Below are 23,385 nucleotides of genomic sequence, written 5' to 3' on the forward strand. Positions count from 1 at the left end.
GGACATGAATCTGTGGTTATTAAAAATTCACCCTGATGTACCAATTTCATAACCTCCTTGAAGACAAATGAATTTTTTCCCTTTAATTGTAATTTCCCAGTTCTCAAAAGCCATAGAGGTAATATAAACTTCAATTTTTTTATCTGATGAGAAATACAAGATCAAATCATTATTTTTTGAAATTTCTATTTTAATTAAATATTCACTTTGAAGTTCTTCAATCAGATAAGGAATTAAATCTATTTTGGGCATTTGAAAATGATATTTTTTATCTTGATCTTTTGAAATTTGCTCTATTTTGTTTTTTTTAAAAAATCTCCAAAAGTCTGTAGTAATCAAATGAATTTCGTCAAAATAAAAATAGAATAGATTACTGTCATTATCAAAAATCACTTTTTCAAGTTTAGTTTTCCCTTCAAATATTATTTTATTATTCATATTTTAGAAGTTTATTGAAAATCAAAATGATTATTAGCATTACCTAATGTTTGACCATTATTAGGGTTAATTGGATGTCCATTACTATTATAAAACTTTACATACCCTTTTGGATGCGGGTATGTACCTGTCGTTGTAGGTTCCATTATTCTTATTGCATTTGCATCAGAGCCAAAAGGTGTCCCTTGAGGAACAAATTTAATACCTTTCCCATTATCAACAATCCTTGGCACATAATTATCGGGAATATCAATGGTAACAGAAACTCCTTGAGGGTTTGTAACGGTTTTTCCTTGAACAAATTTTGAGGTCATTCTTTTCATAGAAATTTTCCATTGTGTATTGGTCAAGGTTGAATTAACAGGGGTGTTTGCTGGCAAAGTAACAATAGCATGCCCAAAAGTGGTAATCGCATAGGCCCACCATTGTGGGGAATGCAGTGCATCGTTCCACATATCGCACAAGCCATCAAAATAATTACCCGCTGCCATCGCTATCTGCCCTTCAGAAGGCATTCCATTTTGATAAAACAGGTCTGCGGCATGGGTATATAAATCTATATTGTCTTGAAATTCGTTTAATGCATCTCCAGCAATAACATATTCAATTCCATTAGCTTGTGTTCTTGACGCAGCATAACAAATTAAATTGTTATTTCTGTCATAATGCGGTAATAAGGTATAATCTCCAATATTTATGGAATTACTTGTTGAAAATACAGTTAGATCGAGTTTATTACTGTTTCTATGTTTGGCTACTAAATATAATTCTATAGGATCGCCAGTCATTTGGTCTTCAATATCTTGTATTTTTGATATTTCAAAGTCTTGATCTATATGTATATCAAGACTCTGATTATTTAACAAATTATTTATATAATTAGCCGCAAAAGCCTCGGCTTCTTGAGTGGGATAAAGTTGTCCTGGTTCTTTATTGTTTTCTAAGAAATCAAGAATTTGATTCTTTTGGTGAACACTTAAATCATAGTCCCAAGAGTATTGAAGAGAGGCAGGAAGATTGTTGTAAAAGCGACTTTCCATACTAGCTAAATTTAGAATTGGTACAGTTGCGATGCCTTGAAATTCACTTACTGCCTTGTTCTGGTCTGGGTTTTGTGGGTTGGGATGTGTCTCAACATTACCAGCATTGTTTCCTGCTTCACCACCACCGGCACCACTGCCAAAATCTGGGTTAGACCAAGGGTCACCTACGCCTCCCGGGCTACCATTACCGGGACCACTAGAGCCACCACCAAATTGACAATCATAACTCAATACAGACATGGTTATGGCGGGTATTGGCGGTTGATTTGCATCACAACCATCTCCAGGCATGTGATATACACGGTTACCATCATCATCCTTACCGTCACACGGCTGGGCAGGGACTATAATAATGGTCTCCCAGCAATCAGCAGGAATTCCATTTACACTTACCTGGCTATAGTCAGGGTTATAGACCGTTAAATTTACTAAATCTGCAAAATTACTTAAAGTTCCGTTGGCCCAAGCAATACGTTCACTATCAGAAAATTGATAAGAGAAAATATAGGCGAAATACTGCTCAGGATTATCTGCGTTGGCACTCAATACAAGGTTTCTTATCGGTTGTTCTGGAGCAAGACTATCTTGTATCATAAACGTATAAGAATGTTTATTCTGACTTTCAATTTTTATAATACGGGTTGTGTCTAAGTGCATTCTAAACGCTTCGTTGTAATAACCTCTACCATGTTGATCAGAGGGTTGTTGAATTTTCTTAAGAAGGTTGACTAATGCCAAATTGGCGCTAATGTCTTTAAATTTTAAAGTGCTTATTTTTTGATTAAAAGAATTATTGGCGTCAGGCTCGTTGACATCAAAATCATCTTGTGTGCAACTGTGCAGCATAACTACACAGACTAATAAACACAGACTAATAAACACAGACTAATAAATTTACTTTTCATCTGTTAAATTGTTGGTTAAATCGTGAAATTAACTTTTTTTTATGTTAATAACAAACAAAATATTAATAATTTTTTATTTGTTTTAATATGGCTTGTTTTAATTGCCTGTAGCCTGCAAAGTTATTCCTTCATCTATAAATGCACATTCCTTATCTTTTTATGCTTGTCAAAAACCAAAAAACAGGAGCTGGTTTTTAGTGTAAAATTATTTTGTTTCATTAGAATTTCATGCCTTCCACGTAAGCGCAGTAAAAGCCTAAAATAAAATTGTGCATAACAAAATTAGAATCGGTTGGTTTACGTTGAGCTGATTTCTATTTTTGGCGACTAACCTAAAATCTATAAGTAAATATGAGTATTATTTGGTATGAGTGTAAAGTAAAATATATGAAACGCCACGAGACGGGAGAGCAAAAATTAACCAGCGAAACCTACTTGCTCGATGCGGTTTCTTATACCGAGGCCGAAGCCCGACTTACTCAAGAAATGAAGAGCTTAACCGAAGAGGATTTTAAAATCATGAACATAAAGGTGGCCAATTTTGCCGAAGTGCATCCTTTTGAGAATAGCGATCGTTGGTTTAAAGTTAAGGTGGCCTTGGTGGCCATTGATGAAGAAAGCGGCAAAGAGCGTAAAACCAATCAATACCTTTTGGTACAGGCCAATGATGTAAAAGAAGCTTTTGAAAACAGCATGCAGGTGTTACAAAACACCATGGGAGATTATAGTATACCTGCCATTAGCGAATCGCCTATTATAGATGTGTTTCCTTATTTTGATGGTGAAGAAAATGAATCAGGTACTACAGAGGAAGCGGTAGAAGAAAACGCAGAAAATACTATGGCTGCATCCTAAAGAAAAGGCATCAACCCGAATAAAGCAAAACAGGCATGCCAATCGAGGCATGCCTGTTTGGTTTAAGAGGTCTTAGCCGAAAAATACTTGGCTTTTAGCCAGAAGGAAACCCGCACGAGAAAGATGAGCGCCGGTACTTCTACAAGCGGCCCAATAACTCCGGTAAAAGCCTGCCCAGAGTGTAATCCGAAAACGGCAATGGCAACTGCAATGGCTAACTCAAAGTTATTTCCTGCGGCCGTAAAGGCAACAGCGGTAGTTTGATCGTATGTAGCACCCACGGCGCGAGTAATCCAAAAACCAATAAGAAACATCAAACCAAAATAAATCAACAAGGGTAGCGCGATAAGCAAGACGTCTTGGGGTAGGGCTACAATTAATTCGCCTTTTAGCGAAAACATAAGCACAATGGTAAACAGTAAAGCGATTAAGGTTAAGGGAGATATGCGCGGTATAAATTTTTCTTGGTACCAGGTCGCTCCATAAAGACGCACTAAAATCAGCCGACTAAGAATGCCTAATAAGAAAGGGATGCCTAAATAAATAGCGACACTCTCTGCAATTTGGGCGATGGAGATCTCTACCAAAGCGCCTTCAAAACCAAAAAACGGAGGGAGTACACTAATGAAAATCCATGCATAAAACGAGTAGGCAAAGACCTGGAAAATACTGTTGAGCGCCACCAAGCCAGCTCCATATTCGCTGCTGCCCTCAGCCAAATCATTCCACACCAATACCATGGCAATACAGCGTGCCAAACCAATTAAAATAAGGCCTACCATATATTCGGGATAATCGGCTAGAAATACAATAGCGAGTATAAACATCAAAACCGGCCCAATAATCCAATTCAGCAACAGCGAAATAGACAAGAGCTTTACATTTTTAAACACCTTGGGCAGCAAACTATACTTTACCTTAGCCAAGGGCGGATACATCATTAAAATAAGTCCGATAGCCAAAGCTATATTAGTACTGCCTTGGTTATAAGCTTGTAACTTTTCGGGAAAGCTCGGAAAAAAATACCCCAAAGCTACTCCCAGTAGCATAGCGGTAAAGATCCATAGGGTTAGATAGCGGTTTAAAAAGCCTAATTTTTTATTCATGCCTTTACGGATTTAGTTGTGAACAGAGATAAAGCATCTCGGTAGCAATTTGTGTACTGGTTTGCGCATAAGCCTGTTCTTCATTCTCTTGCCCATCATGGTTTTTTGGGTCGGTATAGGTGAGTCCAATGCGTTTTTTGGCTCCTAAAACAACGGGACAGGCCTCATAGGCTTGGTCGCAAGTCATCACCGCGATAAAATCATCGCTGGGGTTTACCAAATGCGTTATGGGTTTAGAAAACACAAAACTCGGTGCGAGCTGTTTACTCGCTTTTACAGCATAAACCGAGTTGCTGCCTTCGCTTAGGCGACTAGCGGTAAATCCTTGCTGTTCTAATTGGTTGATGACCTCGGGATAAATCGCGGTAACGGCCGTACCACCCGAATAACAACCGACTTTAAAATAGCCGTGCCAATATAGTAAATGCTGTGCCCAAACCTGTGCAAACTGACTTCGGCGCGAGTTATGCGTGCAAATAAATTGCAGAGCCACGCCCTCCTTTTTCTGCAAGCCCTCCTGTATAGCTTGGGTCAAATGTTGGAGTATTTGTTTACGATCGCTAGCAATATTATCGGGTTTTAAAGTGCCGATAAAATCGGTGAAAACCTTATTGAATTCCATAATAAATCAAAATAATAAATTAGCAGCAGCCACTACCCGGTGCACAAGTGGCGTTATTGGCGGGTGCAGATTTTTCTGGGATGCCGCAATCTTCTTTTGCCAAGCAATCGGTTTGTTTGTTGCGCAAAATAAAATGCTTGCCGTTAAAATCTAAATCGTATTTACCAATAGTTTCGCCTTGGTATTCTACTTCAACCTCCCAATCGCCTAAAACCAAAGCTTTTTCGGCCAATTCGATAATGGCAGTCAATTTTTCTGGATGCAGGCGATGATTGTAATCGTTGGCGCTCCACAATTGAAAACTGATAAGCGTTTCATAGCGCAAGGTACCGCCACAGTCGATAAAGTTTTTGTCTATTTTGCCAATCTCGGTCACATGAAAATGAGGCGGAACCAATTCGCCCGAAGGCAACTCAAAGGCAATTTGTTCTAGGTTTTGCAGTACGGCTTTAATTTCAGATAATTTCATAAGTAATCAGGTATTTTGGGGTTAACAACATTTAGGATTATGAGAAGGACCGCTGGCTAAAAAGGCCAATAAGTTTTCGCGCATATTTTGCCAAGCCTGGGCATCTATACAATAGCAAACGCGCGTACCGCTAATGCTACCTTGTATAAGTCCTAGTTTTTTGAGCTCTTTTAAATGCTGCGATATGGTAGGTTGAGCCAAACCAATAACCTCTACCAAGTCGCCACAAACGCAGCTGTCTATTTTAATAAGATGCTGTAAAATGGCGATACGCGCAGGATGCCCCAGAACTTTGGTGAATTTTGCAATTTGGTTTTGCTCGGCAGTGAATAAATCGGTTTTGGTAAGTCCCATAATCAAAAATAGATTCATTTATATATTGCAATATTACGATGAATAAGAAAAGCCACCAATGGTATTTTATTTTTTAACAGTTTGTGTTCGGACTAGAGTTTAACAAATACTGCAAGGCGCAGCTCCAATTGTACCCCAGTAGAGCTGCCCTCGTGCCTGAGATAGTAGGTGGCGCTGGGTATAAAGTTATGCGTATCTTCACGGGTAACGGGTCGCATTCCTTGAATGTGACTAAATTTTACATCACGGTTTTTTATACCCCAACCGATATAGGGCGAGAACCCCCAGTTTTTACCCACAAATAATACCGATGCCAAATGCATACTCAGCGTGGTTTTAATACGTCTATAGTCGGCCTGCTCAAAAGCATACTGTTTATGGTCGCTTGCTTTACGGAAGTAATCTTGGTTAAATTGATCTTGGTGGTTGATATAACTTCCGGTTAAACCGATATAAAATAAATTTTGTTTGTTTTTGGCCAGTATAAATTTGATTTCGGGAAGAACCGACCAACTGCGGTAATCGGGATGAATAAAGCCGCACGTCCGAACGCTTGAGGATTCGTGTGGAGGCTAGAGCCAGGAATTAATTTTATACGGTGTTGTATGTGTTTTTTTAATTTCGTATTCAAAATTAAGTACTCTCAAGCCATAAAATTTAAGTGTTTGTTTTGCTTTTATTTTTCCGTCATTAAAACTTACCGTTAGGTGGTCTTTAAATGACTTTATATAATTTGTCCATAAGTTTCCACTTTTGTCTTTTAGCAAAAAGTAAAACCCACTATCTCCAATTTTCCTACCAGCAGATTTTAAGATTAGCTCTCCGTTACTACCAACACATGGTTCTAAAATAACTGTCGCATTTCCGTTTGGTAATGGAAACATTGCTTTAATGCAAGTTATTCCGTTTGGAATTGTACAAGTTTCATAAATGCCTGAATAAACAACTTGTTTCGTTTTTTTAATTGTTCTTAACCAAATTGTTCGTTTTACTTTTTTGGTTTTTTTATCAATTAGTTGAATAATATCGCTATTCATTCCCTTAGTGTTCTTGCGGTTTTTCATGGGAATGTTTAGTTGCTCAATTCTATTACTGAACAGTATTTTTAGGAGATAGCCGAAAAATTTAAAAATAGGATTCCAGTTAGTTTTCAATTCAAATTCATAACTACTCGTGTTTTCGTAAAAGTCAATTACGTTTTTTGATAATTTATTAATTTCGGTTGTTGGTAAGTTTAATTGGTTAATTGAATTTATTAATCCTTTACTTAGTTTAGAGGTACAGATTTCTAAATTTTCATTTTCCGCTAACTGCTTAATAAATTTTTCCCCAATTCCATTTGTATTTCCAAATGGACCTAACAACCATTCATATTCTTTTGAATTGATTTTTTTACCTGAAACAATTACCCATTGTTGAGTAACCCAATCTTGAAAGTTCTGTTTAATAAAAGCAAATCCCATTATTAAACAGTTTTCTTAGTGTAATTGCTATAGCCTTTCCAAGAACCGTATTCTGAAAGAGGTTTAAATCTAAGAGTTGTAAACTCAAAATGAAAGTTTTTACGTTCTCTTTCTTTCATGGCGTTTGAGTGTCTTTTAGGTTTTGGCATTTTGCTATGACCGTGAACCATACTTTCCATTTCTTTTATATTTTTCCAAATTGAAAAAGTTGAAACTGTATTCGGAAATTTGAAAGATGCAATAGAAAGTAAAGTGCCAGAATGATCTCTAACTAATTTTTCAACTGGTATTCCCCATTGTAAGAATCTCGGAACTGCTAGAGGTTTCATACGAGCAATTGTTACGGCAACTACAGGTGAATTTGGATTGTCTAAAATTTGGTTTTTCTTTGGTGTTTTATACCCTTTTATCTTTCCCCAATCTCTCATAAAACCTAAGCGAATGTGCCAACCTTTATTTAGAATTTTGCCAAAATTGTCTTTTTCTAGAAAGTTTTCAAGGTCTTTTTCGCTTTCCCATTGAGCAAAGATTGCTACTTCTCTTATTAAAAAACGAGAAGGTGATAGAATAGGAGAACCTAAAGTCATAGCGGTCATATATTCCGAATAAATTAGACCTTTTGTTTTTGTATTAATCAAGTTTATAAATAGTCCTTTAATCGCTTTTCCAAATGGAATTTTTACAAGGTGAAAAGAGGAAATATTCATTTATTTTTTATTGAAAGTTTCTTGTTTAGCTATGATTCATAAATTACTGGCAACAGCAGTTTGTCTCAACAATAATTTAATTCCCGGGAGAATCGAATATATAGATTTTCTTAAAGGTGCGTACCCAAATACGTTTCTCTATAACCGAGGTTTTGAGATAGTCCGCCGATCTCGTATAACCATCAGTTACGGGTAAATATACGTTAATTTTCGTTTAGGCACTGATGTTAGCAATTCCGAGTGGATTCGGACATAGTCTCCCGACGGTTCGGGACGCCGTAATTGTGGTTATAAATTGCTGTGCAACGTATTTTATTCATTTTCCTCATTAAGTCCAACAATGTCTTTTCGAATCTTTTTTCTCCATTTCTTTCCGTATTTTTTGTCCAAATATTCGAAGACTGTTTTGTTATATTCATAAAGGCTTTCCTCTGCAATTGCCTCACAACCATATTCGACAAAATTCACATTATATTTCTTTGCAAATTTTGAGTCTGATTTATAAAATACAGGTGCGATTCCACTGGATTCCAGTATATTTATTTCTCCATTTTTTATGTCCGCAAGTGCTTTTTCTCGGTTTAGTCCAAATCTTGGTTTCATAACAAATTCAAACACGTATTCTTTCGGGTTGTCAACTCGAATTATTGTATCAAGATTTTCATATCCTAAAGCTGTTAATTCAATAGTTTCCAAACTGTCTCTTTCTCGAATTTTGTATCGATATTCAAATTTTCCTTTTTCGTTTGTCATTGAATATCTATATCTTGATTTATAATTTATGTAAGCATTCTCAAGAGGTTTTCCGTTGACTTCGGACAATACAATTCCTTTAATCAGAACTTCGCTTTTTTCTTGTGAAAATCCGACTATTGAATTCAGAAATAATATTGTCAGTATGAGTTTTTTCATATGTGGCACACCTCGTTAAACCAACTCAAATATACACTTTTAATACAATTTTTTACGGGATAAAGTTGCACACGGTTATTGCGATTACTCTGTCCAGGCTGCTTTATTTTAAAAGACTAGAAGAACACGATGCAATCGCCCAGCAGCGGGGGTGTCATTTTAGCTATTGCATTGCATATTAAAAAGACTTGGTAAGGGGCTTAATTAATGCAATTACAATGTTGGTGGATGAAAATATTTCATTAAAAACCCCCCCAAGCATACCGGAGTTTTATGCCGTAAGACATCAATCGGGCATTTTGTGCCAATGGCGTTTGGCTAAGGCTATTCCATTTAAAAGCATCTGGTTTTTTAGATTGGTACTCCACTAGAGGATTGTTTTTGTCGGCTGTTTTTAAACCTTTAAGGCCGTAATTCAAAAAGAATCCGATATAAAAATGCTGATTTTTATACACTTCACTTTTTATTCCACTTTCAAAGATAGCCGAGTAAGTAGTTTGCCAATTTAAATTTTGCTTTGAGGTTTTGACATCGTCAAACCGACCAAAACCCATAAATAACGGATCGTCTAGAGTGACTTCGTATTGAGGATAGTAACCACTTGTTTTGAGAAAGTCTATTGCTTGATCAAATTCTGCTTCTAGAACCAAGTTGACCTGAGCACCAGCCCTAAAGTAAAATTTAATTTCTCCGCTGGTTTGCCATTGTAAACTGAGCGGAAATTGAAGATTTCCTATTTGTTGTTGCTCTTTTAATCTTTGTGCCTCGAATTGAAAAACAAAGTTCTCTTGTTCCAAGTCTATACTTTGATATTGGTCTTCTATTTTGGCTACACTCAATTTGGCGGTATACTTTTGGTATATTCCAGCCAATTGTAAAGACCAATTTTCATTAAGATAAAAACCATAGCCTAGACCCAACCCCCAATTTCTTTCTGGTGCTGTAAATGTTTGTTGGGTTTCGTAATCAACATAAGAGAACCCTCCTAAGGCCTGAACAGAAAATTCACTGCTTTTTTGTGAGTAACCACCCCAAGTAAGACTGCAAATACTTAAGAAAATCATTGTTTTTATTAAAATGATATGACGTTTGCGGGTGTTTGCGCTTTTGCAATTCATATGAGTTTTTATTCTATAATTAATTTAAAGGATTCTGTGTGATTACCGATTTGGTAACTAGCTAAATAAACACCAGCAGATAAAGTATCAGGTAAATCTATAGGAGTGTTTTTTTCTGTTATTTTCCAAACCCCAACTTGTATACCCTGTAATGTATAAAGCCTTACAAATGCAGGTTGTTGAAGAGAAATCTCAGTTTGACTTACCTCAAAATGAAGTTGATTGCCAGCTTGGTTAGGATTTGGCCAAGCGTTAAAATCGGCAGATTGACTTAAGGAGATCTGGCCAGTACAAGTATGTAGAATAGTTCCGTTTGCTAAAAAAAGTTTAACAGCATATTCGGCTTGTGGGTCTAATATGTCTTGGGAATGAGGACCCGCACTATAATATTGTTCGTTACCGATTGGCTTAGCATTTTTAAACCATTGATAACCCACAAATTGATAGCCGCCGTTAGTCGCTGGATTATTATTAACCAGTAACACATTGTCGAATTTTTGATGAACAATATCAAAAAATGCAAATTGCTTTTCGATTATTATCCAATAGGTTTGCGTACTGCTTCCATCTTGAGAGGTAATAGTTACTTTTTGCTTGTAAATACCTGGTTTGGGGGTTTCAATTTTAAAACTTTTTGCAGGGCTTACTTGAGCATTAACCTCTGTGGTTATCTCAATATTTACACTTTCTTTTTGGCTCGTGCAGGCTATCTGGTAATCAAGCTTTTTTGGTGGTGTGTTAAATTGTTTTTCCTCAATTTGTATAGTATGTGCCGAGGCATCTCTACTGTTAATTTGTAAATTCTGGGACATACTAGTGGCAGGATGATAATTGTTATTTCCTGGTTGTTCGGCAGTAATTTGTATTTGACCAGAACTTAGTAAATTCACCCAACCTGTTGGCGAAACTGTGGCTGGGGGACTGACTCCCGCATATGAATAAGTGAATTGCACGGGCAAACCTGAACTCGCGCTAGCTTGAAGTTGAAAATCTGAATCGTCTTCTAGTATTTTTAATCCAGGGGCTTGAAAGTTTATACTCTGTGCTGCTTTTTCAATCACCAATTGTGCACTAAGGCTAATGGGGTCACAATTTACATCTGAAGCCGGCGGACTTATGACCGCAGTAACAGTATAATTTCCTGCGTCTATTGCGCCATTGGGACTGCTAGTTTGAGGGCTTATACTATAATTAACTTGTGCTCCTGCGGGTAAATTGCTTACGCTTAGACTATGTAAATTTCCATCGTAAGTAAATTGACCATCATTAAAACTTACTGCCTCTAAGGGCGAAGCTAAAACTTGAATATTTTGGGTTTGCGTACTGGTATTACCGTTTTGATCTTGAAACGTCCACGTAATGCTATGATTTCCTTGTGTATTGATAGGGAAAACCGCATCGTTGGTCACCAAGACGCTTCCTCCACAATTGTCAGTTGCAGTTGGCGGTGTTAAATCTGTTGGCAGCAGCTCACAAGCTTTTGATATAGTGGGCAAGCTAGCCAGGTCTGGAGTAGGCGGCATGGTATCATCTATTACAATATTTTGGGTTTGCGTACTGGTATTGCCGTTTTGATCTTGAAACGTCCACGTAATGCTATGATTTCCTTGTGTATTGATTGGGAAAACCGCATCGTTGGTCACCAAGACGCTTCCTCCACAGTTATCTGTAGCAGTTGGCGGCGTTAAATCTGTTGGCAACAGCTCACAAGCTTTTGTTATAGTGGGCAAGCTAGCCAGGTCTGGTACAGGTGCCAATGAGTCGATGACTTGAATGTTAATGGAACAACTACTAGTGTTTCCTGCTCTATCGGTTACCAGCATACTTACACTCTGAGCACCAATCATGCTACAATCAAAAATCTGGGGTGTAATTTGTATACTAGCAATTTGATCGTTATCTGTGCTTCCCGCATCCACCATGGCTGGGGTAATACTGGCAGTGCCATTTGCATCTAGATAAACTTGAAGGCTTTGGCATAGGGCGGTAGGAGCAAGGTTATCTGAGGTATTAATAAAGCCGTTCTTTGTAAGGCTTGCACTGCAGGCTTGGGTTGTGGTAATACTCAAACTAACGTCATAAACTCCAAAACTGCTGTAGGTATGGGTGGGATTTTGCAGTGTAGAGGTATTTCCATCACCAAAATCCCATAACCACCCTGTGATAGGTAAATTACTTGTAGAATTGTCTTGAAAATTAACCGTCAAATTAGGAAATCCAGTTGTGGTATCGGTAGTAGAGAAGTCAGCTATGACTTGGTTGATGCTGATATAATCTATTTTATTTTCGGTATAGGAGCATCCTGTATCTGTTGTGATTTTAAGGCTAACCTTAAAGTTTCCTGGGGTATTGTAGGTGTGACTGGGGTTTTGAACAGTCGAAGTATTCCCGTCTCCAAAATCCCATTCCCATTGTGTAATCGATCCATTTCCGTTTAAGGTTGAGGTGTCTGTGAAAGCAATAGTACTTCCGATACAGCTCGAAGTAGTACTTCTGGTAAAATTTGCGGTTGCAGTTTGAACGCGTATTAAGGCAGTATGGGTATTGTAGGTGTTAAAAATGGTATCGGTGGTTTTTAAAGATACCGTATAATCTCCTGGACTTACAAAGTTGTGTATGGGGTTTTGAGCAGTCGAAGTATTCCCGTCACCAAAATCCCATTCCCATAGATCTGGATATTCAGAGGTGTCTGTGAAAAATACCGTATGCGGTATCCCACATCCTTCAGTAGGATTGGCGGTAAAATCGGTGTTCCGCACCGGTAAATCGGCATTGTACTCTAAAGCACCAAGGTCTATTTGATCTTGACTAAAAAAGCTATCATCATACAATCGAGCCTGACCATTCAAATCTACATCAGTCAATAGATTTCCGCCAGCTTGTGTATAGGCAGTATTGTTTCCTACATTGACCGCCCGACTAGTGTTTTTAAGACTAAAGTCATCTTGAAACGGATTGTTAAAAACCAAAGTGGGGGTCAAACCATAGGTATTTATATTGCCGTTGGTGGTAGTGTTATTGCCTTCAATAAGACTGTGGTAAGCGGTATAAGTTCCGCCAAGTAATTCCTTAATATCACCAAAAATGATACTATTATGCAAAATAGGATTAGACAGTTTGGTTACAATGGCTTCACCTTGAGGGGCCGAATTAAGGGCTACACTCACATTGGTAAATTGCATTTGGCCGTTCAAATTTATATAGATGCCTCCTCCAGCATCAGTGGCGTGATTGTGATGTATAATAGAATTGACAAGACTAGAATTAGCATCGATATTATATATTCCAGCACCTCTATTGGCAGAATTGTCTTGTAGTTTTAGGTTTTTAAAGGGTATATTGGCCTTTCTAATATAAATGCCGCCGCCTGAGAAGTGGGAGAAGTAATTTCCGTTGATGTAAAAACCTGAAATGCTTTGGCTTACAGAACTGGCGTTAGCCCCTTGTATGGTAAAACCATCTACTTTTGTTTGCCCTAGATTGCCAGAGCCCATAAGCACGTGATAGGTATTCTGAGCTCTTGAGCTAGCTGTATGCCTTACACCTGTATTAGGGGCAGGATTTATAAGAGCGTCGTTTGCATCGCGATCACCACTTAATATGCTGGCATTGTTAGTATTACTCAGGTCTCTTTGCGATATGCTATTTTCAGTTCCGGCAAAACCACCAAATAATTGAACATCTTTAACCAGTAAAAATGCATTAGCCCTTCCCTTTTGTTTTCCAAATTCTCCATCAATAGGACTATATAAAGGGGTGTAGGTGCCACCGGCAACCCAAATTTGTAAGGGGGTTGTAGCCCAATTAGGACTAGCATTATTATTTGCCCATTTTAAGGCATGGGCTAGTTCGGGAATGGCATTTGCCCAACTAGAACCATCGCCTTGGGGGTTAGGCGTGTTTTTATTAACATATAAAATTTGGTTAGCGTCTGGTTGGTAAACCAAGGTTTGTTTATTCGTTTGGGCAGTGGCTAACGAACCGGTATTGCCTACTCCATCGGTAAGTTGTAGACTTAAATTTAGCACTCCGTTACTTAAACCGCTTAAATTTAAATCGCTTATTTGTTGATTGGCTTGGCTGATGACACCAGAACCGCTAAGGGGTGTGCCTCCATTATTACTCGTTATGGTGTATTGATAGGTTGCGCCTATTTCGGCTGCAGCTATAGTGAAACTGGCATTGTTTTCATTGCTAATTGCTATAAGCGCTTGATCAAATTGTACTGTATATCCCGTGGGTGCCACCCCGTCAACCAAAACCCCATTTGTATTGGCTACATTATTTAAATTCAGGTTGGCGGCTAAACCATTGCTATTTTGTAGGCTGCCTCCGTTTGCGCTAAGGCCATTAATACCAATACCATTCGAATCAAAATCACCAGCTTGTACCGTGTAAACAAAATCTAAGCTACTTGTGCCACTACCACTAGAATAGGTGGCATTTTTAAGGCTAGATCCTACTGCGATAGTAATCTGCGGAACTCCATTAAGGGTATTGACAATGATGTTTTGATCAAATTGAATACTAAAATTAAGATCGTCACCAGCGGCATAGGTGTTATTAAGGGGCACGCTCACATTGTTGATAATTGGATTACTGGTAGGGAAACTAACTTGAATATTATCAAGCCCAAAATTATTTAGCGTTGCTAAGTTGTCGGGTTTAATCTTAAAGCTGCTGATGTTGCTCGCCAAATTTGTATTGACAACAAAAACTGGAGAGACGACTCCAATGGGGTAAGACGCAAAGGGGGTAATAACTTGATCGTTAGGGTCTAATAAGCTAATTTGGTAATTTCTATAAGCCACACAAGTCAATCCATGTAAGGTAAAATTGGTAGGATTTCCATTTTTTGTAAAACTAATCACCCAGGGGTTTGTATTTCCAGCTCCACCATTGTAATAAAATACCTGCGAACCATTTACTTGGGTAAGCCCAGCATTACCGTTTGACGTAGCGTGGGTGATTGTCATAGTATAGACGTTACCTCCCACAGTAATAGATTGGCTAATAGCACTGTTGTTATTTTGAAGTACTGCATTTTCTAAGTCAAAGGTAATGCTTTGGGCACTTAGGCTGCTTAGCATAAGCATTAACAGAAGAGACAAGTTAATTTTTACTAAAGTGGTCGTTAGGTATTTCATACAATTGGTATTACAAGAGAATAAAACTTAGCTTCTAGAAGGATAGATACCGTTTAAGGCTATGATAAAATTAAGAGCGAGATAGGGCGGGCGGTTTTCGTGTGCCTTGCCTTCTCCTGTATCGGTTATTCTTACGGCATCATTTGCCATTTGCGCATCGCTAGTAGTGCTGTAACTACCTCCTTTAGCCCAATAGTTATTGGTAACCTCGATGGTATTGGCCCCTATGCCATCTAAAGCAGAGGCGTGAGTACTTACGCCGTGGTTATGAGCGGGCATTTCGGAAATGCCTAAAGCTACTTTTTCTTTCCCACCTTGACTGCCTATGGGGTAATTACTAAGCCCCTGCGCCGTACCAAAACCAAGGGGCATTCTACCACAAAGGTTGGGAAGAGCAAAAGTATTTACACCGTCTCCTCCGTATCGTGTTCCTAATAAAGAAAAAAGCGCGGTGTGGTCAGATATATTTAGCATTTGACCGTTGCAAAAAGCCCAGCCAGCAGGTGCGTAATCGCCACCAAATAGGCTTATTTGTCCTAAAAAAACATCCATAATATTATTGTTTAAGTGATAATTCGGGTAGTTTGATCTGTATTGCTGTACCATTTTTTACTTGTAAACTAAAACAGCCTAACGCATCTATAGTTAAGTATATATCGCCGTGTTGTTCAAAACGGTAATAAAATTCGGTACTGTGGCAGCGTAATAAAAGTCCGTAACGCTCAGAAGGAAAAGGATATCCTTTTATCTTTTCTTCGCCTAGATCTAAAAAAAGAACTTCGCCGAGTCCATAAATTTGTAATAAAGCCGATTTTAAATCGGGAATACTAGCACTGGTAAAATGATGATTGATGATCCAATCTCTATTGGTGTCGGTATTGATCAAGCGTCCAGAATACCGGTAGTTGTTTTCGATTTTAATAGTGAACATATTGGGTGTTTTATATTTACCCGTGCAAGTTAGTTTTTAGGTTCAACTTTTGGAATACGTAGCTCTACGTATATAGGCTGGAGTCTTTGATCTTATGTTGGTTATAGCGTAAACATTTCCCTGAAAAGGGAATGAAACAGTTCTAGACCAACAAACAACTTTTTTTAAAAACTCATTTTGTTTTGTTTTAACCAAAGTAAGAGGCTGTGGGCTTGAGAGTCTAGATTTAGCTTTTCAATAATATTACTACGGTGTTTTTCTACCGTTCGTTTTGAAATGAAAAGTTCTTCGGCAATTTGAGCGCTGGTATATTCTTGTTCAATATATTTCAAAATCTTAAGTTCGCTAGCGGTGAGTTTTTCTAGCTGAGGGTTTTGGCTTGGAATATGAATATTATTTTTTAGGGTAGAACTCTGGTAGGTTTTTTGAGATAAAACCGCATTTAAACAATCATCTAGTTCTTCTAAAGCGGTATCTTTGGTTAAATACCCTGCAATACAGTGCCCAAGTTCGGCCAGAATGGCTTCTTGTTGATGCAAGGTTAACAAGATGACCTTTACCTTAGTGCCCTGGGCAAAAATCGCCTTGGCCACCTCTAAACCGTTTTGTTTGGGCATATCAAAGTCGAGAATAGCGATATGGGGCTGATGTTTTAATATGGCATAATAGGCCGCTATACCATCCTGAGCGGTGGCCACCACTTGGTGCCCTTTACTGTTGAGGTAGGCCTGGGTTCCTTTTAGCAATAGCGGGTGATCATCGGCGAGTAAGATACGTAAGCGCATTAGTTGGCGTGTTTATTTAGAATTATACTTATATGCGTTCCTTTTTCTCTACTAGAACGTATTTTTAATTTGGCCTCTATTAATACGGCCCGTTCTTTAAGATTTTTTAAGCCTAAGCTGTCGAGTTTTTGCATCTGTTGGCTAACCTCAAAACCCAGCCCGTTATCTTTTATGCTAAAAATATAAGTTTCTGAGGTTTCTTGTATGCGTACTTGACAAGCCGAGGCTTGAGAATGTTTCTCTACATTGTTAAGACATTCTTGAATCATCCTAAAAATGAAGATGGCTTTTTCTTTTTTTAGATTGATGTGTTGGGTTTCAATAAGTGTGGAGTAATAAATACTCGAATTTTTTTGAAAACGCTCTACCGTATGCTTAATCGAAGTAAGTAAGCCTAGCTTTTCAAATTGAAACGGATGAAGGCGCTGAGACATCGATCTAACTTCTTGTATGCTCTCTTCGAGTAGTTGATGCTCTTGCTGCTTTTTTAACAAGAGTTTGTTTTTTACCAACAAAAGATTTTGCCCCACGCTGTCGTGTAATTCTCCTGCAATACGTTTGCGCTCATCTTCTAATTGATGTACCAAGTTATGAGCAAATTCTTTTTGCAGGCGTTCTTTGCGTTGGGCGTACAAGCGTTGTCGCCAAATGTAAAGGAAAACAAATCCGAAAAGGCTAATTATTCCTAATAATAATAAACGCTGATTTACAATGCGATTTTTAGCATGCAGCAGTTCAATGGCTTGATTTTTTTGCTTTAAGGCGAGATCTTTTTTCTTGGTTTCAAATTGAGTTTGCACAAAAGCAAATTGCCTACGCGATGCGGCTACGTTTACCGAGTCTTTTAAATGGGTGTAGCGCTTTAAATAATAAAGGGCCTTAGGGGTTTGTTGATTTTCTTCGTAGATGTTGGCCAATAACCAATAAGCACGCGCCAGGTGTTGCCAATCATCTGTATTTTCTAAACTCTCTAGCAAGTCATGAGCCGAAGAAATAGCTAAATCTATTTGGTTGTTTACCAAAGCATGCCTGCTTTGTGCCAAGCGATAATAGCTATTTATAAATGGGGTTTGTAATTTGTGTTCGCTAAACTGAGTTTGGAGCTCTTTAAAATAGCGATTTGCTTTATCTTTCTGTTGGTTGCGGGCATAAATAGCCGTAGCAAAGGTGAGGCTTATCAGCCTAACAATCTCTTTGATATCGGCTTGGTTGTTTTCTGTTTTTAAGGCTTGCTCGATATGATACAGCTCTTTTTGCGGTTGATTCTGAAAAAAAGCATCGGTAGCAGCTCGTAAATGGGCCACAGCTTTTACCTGAGCAAAACCAGGCTTTTTAGGCATATTAAAAATAAATTCTCTCTCTTTCGCCGCTTTATCGTATAAAGCAAAACTACTGAATAAAGTACTCAAACCGCTCTTGGTCCATAACAACATAAGACTATCCTGTTGGTGACTAAAAAGGCTCTCAGCTTTTTGAAAATAGGTTGCGCTTTCGGTAAAACGGTTCAACCGATTGGTGTTTTCGGCGGCTTTAAGATAAGCATAGCCAAAGGCATACCAACTGGAATCTTGTTCTTTCTCCATATAAGAAATCCCTTCTTCAAGTATTTGCATCGCCTCTTTGTAATACTGGTTATAAGTAGCCGATTCTGCATAATTAATATAAAAGTTAGCACGTTGTTTGGGGGTTTGGCAGAACTTGAGGTAGGGTTTAAAATCACGTAATAAACTATAGCTTCTTTGGTGATCGATGGCTTGGTAAATCAGTAAATCACTTAGTGCGTTGAGGTGCACTAAGGCTTCATCATATTCTTGTTGGTTTAAGGCTTGGTTATAAGCATCTTGAAATTGCTTTGCTTGTAGATTGACTTGCGCAATAGACTGGGCGTCTGCGCTTATGCCTAAGATAAAATATACAAAAAAAACAAGGTAGTGGTGCTTCATAAAGCTGCTTAGATTTCAAATTTAAGCATTTTTTATTTTTCTACGAGCAACAATTATTCTTGTTGCTATACAGGCTTGACTTTGATTTAAAGGCTGTTATAACTATACCAATCACCGGCGAGTAGAATGAATAGGTCTTTTTTTAAATTTTAGCCCAGTGGCTTCTTAGGTAAAAAATCAATTTACCATTAAAGCATATCCCGAAGCTACATGCTCCTAGTTTGCAGCCTATCAAATCCCTAATATAGGCGGAGTGAGTCCACACTGAGTCCACACTTAGTCCACTAAATAGTGGACTAAGCTATAGGCATAATGCAGACAATATAGACACAAATTGCAGGCATTACGGCTTTAACCTTGCTTTGATGTGGAGTTGCTTGGCCTAGGCCCTAAGTCTACCCCAATGGGAATCGGACTTAAAAGTTGGGGCAGTTTAAATGCCACTAGGGTTTAGTAAGCTGATAGTTAAAAAATGAGCTCCCTGAATGGCTAAGCTCAAAAATAAAGTTATATAGCGCTAAATATTAAGGAAGGAAAAAACCTTAGCTTTCATCTTAACGGCTTAACACACTTATTAGTTTAAGCACGATAATTATTCAATATTCAAAATTATTTGAAAAGTAAAATCGGCCCAATTAGTTTTTTAAGGAGGTATAAAATACCTTTTTAAAGTATGGTGTTATGCTAATGCGATAGTTGTGCGTTCCGTTAAATTACCTATACTACTAATCTAACAAGAGGTAATGGATAAGTACGAGTATTAGCCTATAGACTAAGGATAAAGTCAACAAAATCTTACAAAAAAAGCGAGGTGTTCAAAAGAACACCCCAGCGATAAATGTTTTACCTGCATCGACACCAAATGACGAACACAGGAATTAATTTTGGAGGGTGATGAAGTTTAACATAAAAAGCATACCACAAAAATTATTAACCCTTAAAACCTTAATAGATCAATGAAATTTGTAAATAGAGTACGCGACAATATTCTTTTATTCGGTTTTTTAAGAAAAATTAACTAGATTTATGGATTCAGAGAAACATAGGGGTAGAGTAATTCTATTTAATAAGTATTGTGAATAAACGCAATAAAACCTGCTAACCTTCTTATAGATAAGAAAGCAAGGGGAACCAATTAATATAAACTCGATTGATAAAATAATAAAATATTATGCCAGTAAAACACACGCCAACCGAAATAATTCATCAAGGTAACAAAGGAGGGAAAACCGCCTGTGGTGAAAATACCAATGAGCATCCTAGTCATTGGGTGAATACTAATGAGGGAATAACTTGTAAAAAGGATGGGTGTAAATAACTTAATAAATACCTCCCAGTGAGATTTGAACTCAAAGTCTCCGATTTGGAATAACGGTGCTTTTACCGATTAAGCTATCTGGGAGGTTATTGTACTAGCCTAGTTTTGAGGTGGATTTTAATACTACCTTAGATCATCGTTTCAATCTAATTTGTATTAAGAAAAAATAAATTTAGACTAACTTATTTCATACAAAAATGTTTTTACTTTATTTGAAAATATTTAACTAATTGATTATGCTGCAAACACTTTTAAAAATAGGCGAATGGCAAAGCCATGGAAAAAGCGAATGGGATCGTTTTCTAGAATTTCCTAAGGCTGACAAAAAAGACAAGCGCGGAAATTCTCAAAAAAACTATACCCTTCTCATAATTTTTGACTTGGATAAAGAAGAAGCTGTTTTTCATAGTGGCAATCTTAAAGAATTCGAAGTAAAAGATGTTGAGGAATCTTTAGGAATCAAAATGAAAGGCTCAAATAGTAAGGCGATTTGCGCTGCAGGTATTTCAAAAAGATTGGGAAGAATTTATCAGGCCTTTTTCGGTAAAGAAGAAGAGAGCGAATCTGGGCAATTAAAAGAAGCCGTCGAATTGTTAGATGTGAAATTATTAGAAAATAATTTTGGTAAAATAATAGATGGAATTTTTAAACTGAAAAATTCATTCTTAGAACAAACCACATACGAAACACCTTCCAAATCGGAGGTGGACATCAGGGCTTTAAATGATGAGTTTGAACTTAATAAGAATGAAAATATTGTGTTTTTAAGTGTTGCCGTGAAAGCTGAAAAATTTGGTTATGATGAGCCAATTTTATTCTCAAAAATACCTGAGTATAAGAAATTCCTGAAACTATCCTATTTTGGTCAAGAAAAAGAGAAGAATACAACTCAATCTAAACAAAAATTATGTTATGCAAGTGGAGAAATGCAAGATGAGGTAAAGGAACTAAATCTTTCTAACCGCTATAGTCTAAACAAGATGTTTGTAACGGAGACGAAAAATTATGCTTCTGTTTTCGACAAAAAGAAATTTAAATTAAATTATCAAGTTAGCGCGGAAAATCAAAATAAGTTGGATTACGCATCCGAATTTTTACTAAGACAAGGATTTAAAATAACCATAGCCAATATAGATCACGTAATAGTGCCACAATTTTTACAAACTTCTCAAGTGGATTTAAAGATGGCATTAGAAGGGATTCATAAGAAATCTGATATTCTTTTTAGTCTTAACAAATTAAAAGATGTGTCTGAGGACATCCAAGATGAAGTTGAAGAAAATGAAATATTTTGGTTGAATTTTATCGCTTTTGAGTCGGATGGAAAATTCTTCAAATCCACCGAACTTATAAAAGACGTAAGTAGCTTCCATTTTAACAAAATCTTGCAAACATTTGTTGATATAGACTGGAAATTTCGTGATGCAAACTTTGTGGATTGGAATTCTGTGATGATGGAATACGATTATGACTCGAAACAGCAAGTTTCCAGACATTTTAATTTCAATTCTCTTTATAAAATAATTCCGCTACGTAAGGATAAGGAAAAAAAGAATAAAGCTTTAGAATTATTTAAGACCATACTTGAGAATAGAAATGTTAATAAAGATTTGCTGTATGATTATTTTGTTGAATTGATGCTCTGTCATTATTACGAACGGTATGGCAGTTATACAAATGTTCAAAAAAACTCTAAAGATTATTTTTCTTTCACTGTTCGAAACAGTGTTTTTAAATACCACGCTTTTATTCAATTACTCAATAAATTAAATCTTATCGATATGGAAGAACCAGATAAAACCACCGAAGAGAATTCTAAAAATGATTACGAAGACAACATTTTGAATTTTTTCAACGAAATGAAATTTACCAAAGAACAAAAGGCAATGTTCTATTTAGGGCGTATGTTAAACAGGGTTGAATACATTCAAAAGGGTAAAAATAAAACAGTTATCCAAAAAGTCAATTTTAACGGAATGGACAAAGATGATATTCAACGATTAAGACTTGGGTTGATGGAAAAGGCTAAGCAGTATAATGCTATGGGCAAAGTAATTTTTACCGATAATAAATTTGGTGAACACTTTAATTTCAATCAGTGGGATTTAAATCCAAAAGAGGCTGTTTTTTTCATTTTAACGGGCTATTCCTTTGGGATTGGCGTAAAAGACGCCGAAGCCTTAGAAGAAAATGAAACCGAAATAACAATTTAATCAATTTAAAAATCAATTATTATGAATACTATAACCAACTCTTCCGATTTCCTTTTTATTTATGAAGCCAGTCAATGTAATCCCAACGGTGATCCAGACCAAGAAAATAAACCCAGAATGGATTACGACACCAAAACAAATCTTGTTACCGATACTCGGGTTAAACGTTTTATTAGGGATTATTTGACCGATATTAACGATAACGAAGTTGTTTTCGTGAATATGGAAGGTGATTCAAAAGTGAGTGTGGACAGCAAGTTAAAAGCAGTTGTTAAACGAACGGTTGAAAATGAAGGGGAACTAGAAAGGGCTTTTGCGGAAAATCCTGATTCTTTGAAAGTTTACAAAGATATCGTAGAGAAAGAAAAGGATGCTGAGAAAGTTTGGAAAGTCATTACGGATAAAAAATTTAAGCATAAGGAGGTAAACTACGAGCTTTTAGCCTATTTGGTTAAGGAAAAATTTATTGATATCAGGATGTTTGGAAGTGCGTTTGCTGTTGGAGGTTTCACCAAGGCTTACACCGGTCCAATTCAACTCAATTGGGGCTATTCGTTCAATAAAGTAGAATTGATGGACTCCAGCTCCATAGTAACAATTATGAATGATGACAGCAGTACTTTTGGTAAAGATTACCGCGTCCACTACAGTTTATTAGGGTTTAATGGAACCATAAATGCTGCAGCCGCTAAAACAACTGGTCTAACTCCAGATGATGTGGAGGTTTTTAGAAAATCTATTTGGGAAAGTATCCCTGCATCGCCTACCCGCTCAAAACTTAATCAATATCCAAAACTATATCTTGAAATCATATACAATGAGGGCGTATCCAATGGTCAATTTGGGGATTTACGAAACTATGTAGAAACCAATCCCCAAGATAATATTAGTGACAAGCAAGTTCGAAGGTTTAAGGATTTGGATATCGATTTAAGCGCTTTAAAAAAATTGATTACAGAGGATAAAAATGGAGATCAAAAAATAAAAGATATCATCGTTAAGACTTCTGCTGACTTCAATTTTTCCCTGTAACAAAAGTTTCATCTTAAACCTACT

Annotated in this window: 20 protein-coding genes and 1 tRNA gene; 4 read left to right on the forward strand and 17 right to left on the reverse strand. The window is 37.1% G+C overall.

Annotated features, from left to right (window positions below):
* Positions 1–27 precede the first annotated feature (27 nt).
* Positions 28–438 carry a hypothetical protein gene (locus tag ACH2AZ_RS03955; RefSeq protein ID WP_394906737.1) on the reverse strand — a complete coding sequence of 137 codons (411 nt, stop codon included), beginning with the start codon at positions 436–438 and terminating at the stop codon, positions 28–30.
* 11 nt (positions 439–449) lie between these two features.
* Entirely contained in the window at positions 450–2,327 is a 1,878-nt protein-coding gene (locus tag ACH2AZ_RS03960) for a hypothetical protein (protein WP_394906738.1), read from the reverse strand.
* Between the two features lie 410 nt (positions 2,328–2,737).
* Between ACH2AZ_RS03960 and ACH2AZ_RS03965 the strand changes: the two genes are divergently transcribed.
* The gene (locus ACH2AZ_RS03965) at positions 2,738–3,241 is read left to right on the forward strand and encodes a DUF4494 domain-containing protein (protein ID WP_394906739.1); all 504 of its coding nucleotides are present in this window, start codon (positions 2,738–2,740) and stop codon (positions 3,239–3,241) included.
* A gap of 62 nt (positions 3,242–3,303) precedes the next feature.
* Here the strand turns inward: ACH2AZ_RS03965 and arsB are convergent, their stop codons facing one another.
* The 14 genes from arsB to ACH2AZ_RS04035 all read right to left on the reverse strand — a co-directional run bounded on the left by arsB (position 3,304) and on the right by ACH2AZ_RS04035 (position 18,798).
* Positions 3,304–4,347, reverse strand: coding sequence for an ACR3 family arsenite efflux transporter (gene arsB / locus ACH2AZ_RS03970; protein ID WP_394906740.1), 1,044 nt, complete (start codon positions 4,345–4,347; stop codon positions 3,304–3,306).
* A gap of 4 nt (positions 4,348–4,351) precedes the next feature.
* Positions 4,352–4,969 carry a protein-tyrosine-phosphatase gene (locus ACH2AZ_RS03975; protein ID WP_394906741.1) on the reverse strand — a complete coding sequence of 206 codons (618 nt, stop codon included), beginning with the start codon at positions 4,967–4,969 and terminating at the stop codon, positions 4,352–4,354.
* A 19-nt stretch (positions 4,970–4,988) separates the two neighbouring features.
* Positions 4,989–5,438 carry a DUF6428 family protein gene (locus ACH2AZ_RS03980; RefSeq protein ID WP_394906742.1) on the reverse strand — a complete coding sequence of 150 codons (450 nt, stop codon included), beginning with the start codon at positions 5,436–5,438 and terminating at the stop codon, positions 4,989–4,991.
* 21 nt (positions 5,439–5,459) lie between these two features.
* The gene (locus tag ACH2AZ_RS03985; protein ID WP_394906772.1) at positions 5,460–5,792 is read right to left on the reverse strand and encodes an ArsR/SmtB family transcription factor; all 333 of its coding nucleotides are present in this window, start codon (positions 5,790–5,792) and stop codon (positions 5,460–5,462) included.
* Between the two features lie 92 nt (positions 5,793–5,884).
* Positions 5,885–6,115 carry a hypothetical protein gene (locus ACH2AZ_RS03990; RefSeq protein WP_394906743.1) on the reverse strand — a complete coding sequence of 77 codons (231 nt, stop codon included), beginning with the start codon at positions 6,113–6,115 and terminating at the stop codon, positions 5,885–5,887.
* A gap of 249 nt (positions 6,116–6,364) precedes the next feature.
* Entirely contained in the window at positions 6,365–7,255 is an 891-nt protein-coding gene (locus ACH2AZ_RS03995) for a hypothetical protein (protein WP_394906744.1), read from the reverse strand.
* Positions 7,256–7,257: 2 nt separating this feature from the next.
* On the reverse strand, positions 7,258–7,962 hold the full coding sequence (locus ACH2AZ_RS04000; RefSeq protein ID WP_394906745.1) for a hypothetical protein: 705 nt from the start codon (positions 7,960–7,962) through the stop codon (positions 7,258–7,260).
* A gap of 312 nt (positions 7,963–8,274) precedes the next feature.
* A complete protein-coding gene (locus ACH2AZ_RS04005) occupies positions 8,275–8,874 on the reverse strand; it encodes a hypothetical protein (RefSeq protein WP_394906746.1) in 600 nt (199 codons plus the stop codon).
* Between the two features lie 242 nt (positions 8,875–9,116).
* Positions 9,117–9,992 (reverse strand): hypothetical protein, encoded by an 876-nt coding sequence (locus ACH2AZ_RS04010; protein WP_394906747.1) that lies wholly within the window; start codon positions 9,990–9,992, stop codon positions 9,117–9,119.
* Positions 9,993–10,000: 8 nt separating this feature from the next.
* Positions 10,001–15,139 carry a PKD domain-containing protein gene (locus tag ACH2AZ_RS04015; protein WP_394906748.1) on the reverse strand — a complete coding sequence of 1,713 codons (5,139 nt, stop codon included), beginning with the start codon at positions 15,137–15,139 and terminating at the stop codon, positions 10,001–10,003.
* A gap of 27 nt (positions 15,140–15,166) precedes the next feature.
* A complete protein-coding gene (locus ACH2AZ_RS04020) occupies positions 15,167–15,691 on the reverse strand; it encodes a phage tail protein (protein ID WP_394906749.1) in 525 nt (174 codons plus the stop codon).
* A 4-nt stretch (positions 15,692–15,695) separates the two neighbouring features.
* Positions 15,696–16,070, reverse strand: a complete 375-nt coding sequence (locus ACH2AZ_RS04025) for a hypothetical protein (RefSeq protein ID WP_394906750.1) — start codon at positions 16,068–16,070, stop codon at positions 15,696–15,698.
* Positions 16,071–16,234: 164 nt separating this feature from the next.
* Positions 16,235–16,855, reverse strand: a complete 621-nt coding sequence (locus ACH2AZ_RS04030; protein ID WP_394906751.1) for a response regulator — start codon at positions 16,853–16,855, stop codon at positions 16,235–16,237.
* Complete coding sequence (locus tag ACH2AZ_RS04035) at positions 16,855–18,798, reverse strand: ATP-binding protein (protein WP_394906752.1); 1,944 nt, start codon at positions 18,796–18,798, stop codon at positions 16,855–16,857. The genes ACH2AZ_RS04030 and ACH2AZ_RS04035 overlap by 1 nt, the downstream gene beginning before the upstream one ends.
* A gap of 1,171 nt (positions 18,799–19,969) precedes the next feature.
* Here ACH2AZ_RS04035 and ACH2AZ_RS04040 point away from each other — a divergent pair.
* Complete coding sequence (locus ACH2AZ_RS04040; RefSeq protein ID WP_394906753.1) at positions 19,970–20,116, forward strand: hypothetical protein; 147 nt, start codon at positions 19,970–19,972, stop codon at positions 20,114–20,116.
* A 9-nt stretch (positions 20,117–20,125) separates the two neighbouring features.
* Here ACH2AZ_RS04040 and ACH2AZ_RS04045 read toward each other — a convergent pair.
* Positions 20,126–20,203: transfer RNA gene (locus tag ACH2AZ_RS04045), tRNA-Gly, on the reverse strand.
* 149 nt (positions 20,204–20,352) lie between these two features.
* Between ACH2AZ_RS04045 and ACH2AZ_RS04050 the strand changes: the two genes are divergently transcribed.
* Together ACH2AZ_RS04050 and ACH2AZ_RS04055 are read left to right on the forward strand one after the other, a co-directional pair.
* Complete coding sequence (locus ACH2AZ_RS04050; protein WP_394906754.1) at positions 20,353–22,329, forward strand: TM1802 family CRISPR-associated protein; 1,977 nt, start codon at positions 20,353–20,355, stop codon at positions 22,327–22,329.
* Positions 22,330–22,350: 21 nt separating this feature from the next.
* Entirely contained in the window at positions 22,351–23,361 is a 1,011-nt protein-coding gene (locus ACH2AZ_RS04055; protein ID WP_394906755.1) for a type I CRISPR-associated protein Cas7, read from the forward strand.
* Positions 23,362–23,385 lie beyond the last annotated feature (24 nt).

The sequence above is a fragment of the uncultured Mesonia sp. genome (assembly GCA_947499595.1).
Classification (GTDB): domain Bacteria; phylum Bacteroidota; class Bacteroidia; order Flavobacteriales; family Flavobacteriaceae; genus Mesonia; species Mesonia sediminis.

Coding starts and splice junctions, on each gene's coding strand:
- ACH2AZ_RS03955 (WP_394906737.1), bottom strand. CDS start 438: ATGAATAATAAAATAATATTTGAAGGGAAAACTAAACTTGAAAAAGTG.
- ACH2AZ_RS03960 (WP_394906738.1), bottom strand. CDS start 2,327: ATGCTGCACAGTTGCACACAAGATGATTTTGATGTCAACGAGCCTGAC.
- ACH2AZ_RS03965 (WP_394906739.1), top strand. CDS start 2,738: ATGAGTATTATTTGGTATGAGTGTAAAGTAAAATATATGAAACGCCAC.
- arsB (WP_394906740.1), bottom strand. CDS start 4,347: ATGAATAAAAAATTAGGCTTTTTAAACCGCTATCTAACCCTATGGATC.
- ACH2AZ_RS03975 (WP_394906741.1), bottom strand. CDS start 4,969: ATGGAATTCAATAAGGTTTTCACCGATTTTATCGGCACTTTAAAACCC.
- ACH2AZ_RS03980 (WP_394906742.1), bottom strand. CDS start 5,438: ATGAAATTATCTGAAATTAAAGCCGTACTGCAAAACCTAGAACAAATT.
- ACH2AZ_RS03985 (WP_394906772.1), bottom strand. CDS start 5,792: ATGGGACTTACCAAAACCGATTTATTCACTGCCGAGCAAAACCAAATT.
- ACH2AZ_RS03990 (WP_394906743.1), bottom strand. CDS start 6,115: ATGCATTTGGCATCGGTATTATTTGTGGGTAAAAACTGGGGGTTCTCG.
- ACH2AZ_RS03995 (WP_394906744.1), bottom strand. CDS start 7,255: ATGGGATTTGCTTTTATTAAACAGAACTTTCAAGATTGGGTTACTCAA.
- ACH2AZ_RS04000 (WP_394906745.1), bottom strand. CDS start 7,962: ATGAATATTTCCTCTTTTCACCTTGTAAAAATTCCATTTGGAAAAGCG.
- ACH2AZ_RS04005 (WP_394906746.1), bottom strand. CDS start 8,874: ATGAAAAAACTCATACTGACAATATTATTTCTGAATTCAATAGTCGGA.
- ACH2AZ_RS04010 (WP_394906747.1), bottom strand. CDS start 9,992: ATGAATTGCAAAAGCGCAAACACCCGCAAACGTCATATCATTTTAATA.
- ACH2AZ_RS04015 (WP_394906748.1), bottom strand. CDS start 15,139: ATGAAATACCTAACGACCACTTTAGTAAAAATTAACTTGTCTCTTCTG.
- ACH2AZ_RS04020 (WP_394906749.1), bottom strand. CDS start 15,691: ATGGATGTTTTTTTAGGACAAATAAGCCTATTTGGTGGCGATTACGCA.
- ACH2AZ_RS04025 (WP_394906750.1), bottom strand. CDS start 16,070: ATGTTCACTATTAAAATCGAAAACAACTACCGGTATTCTGGACGCTTG.
- ACH2AZ_RS04030 (WP_394906751.1), bottom strand. CDS start 16,855: ATGCGCTTACGTATCTTACTCGCCGATGATCACCCGCTATTGCTAAAA.
- ACH2AZ_RS04035 (WP_394906752.1), bottom strand. CDS start 18,798: ATGAAGCACCACTACCTTGTTTTTTTTGTATATTTTATCTTAGGCATA.
- ACH2AZ_RS04040 (WP_394906753.1), top strand. CDS start 19,970: ATGCCAGTAAAACACACGCCAACCGAAATAATTCATCAAGGTAACAAA.
- ACH2AZ_RS04050 (WP_394906754.1), top strand. CDS start 20,353: ATGCTGCAAACACTTTTAAAAATAGGCGAATGGCAAAGCCATGGAAAA.
- ACH2AZ_RS04055 (WP_394906755.1), top strand. CDS start 22,351: ATGAATACTATAACCAACTCTTCCGATTTCCTTTTTATTTATGAAGCC.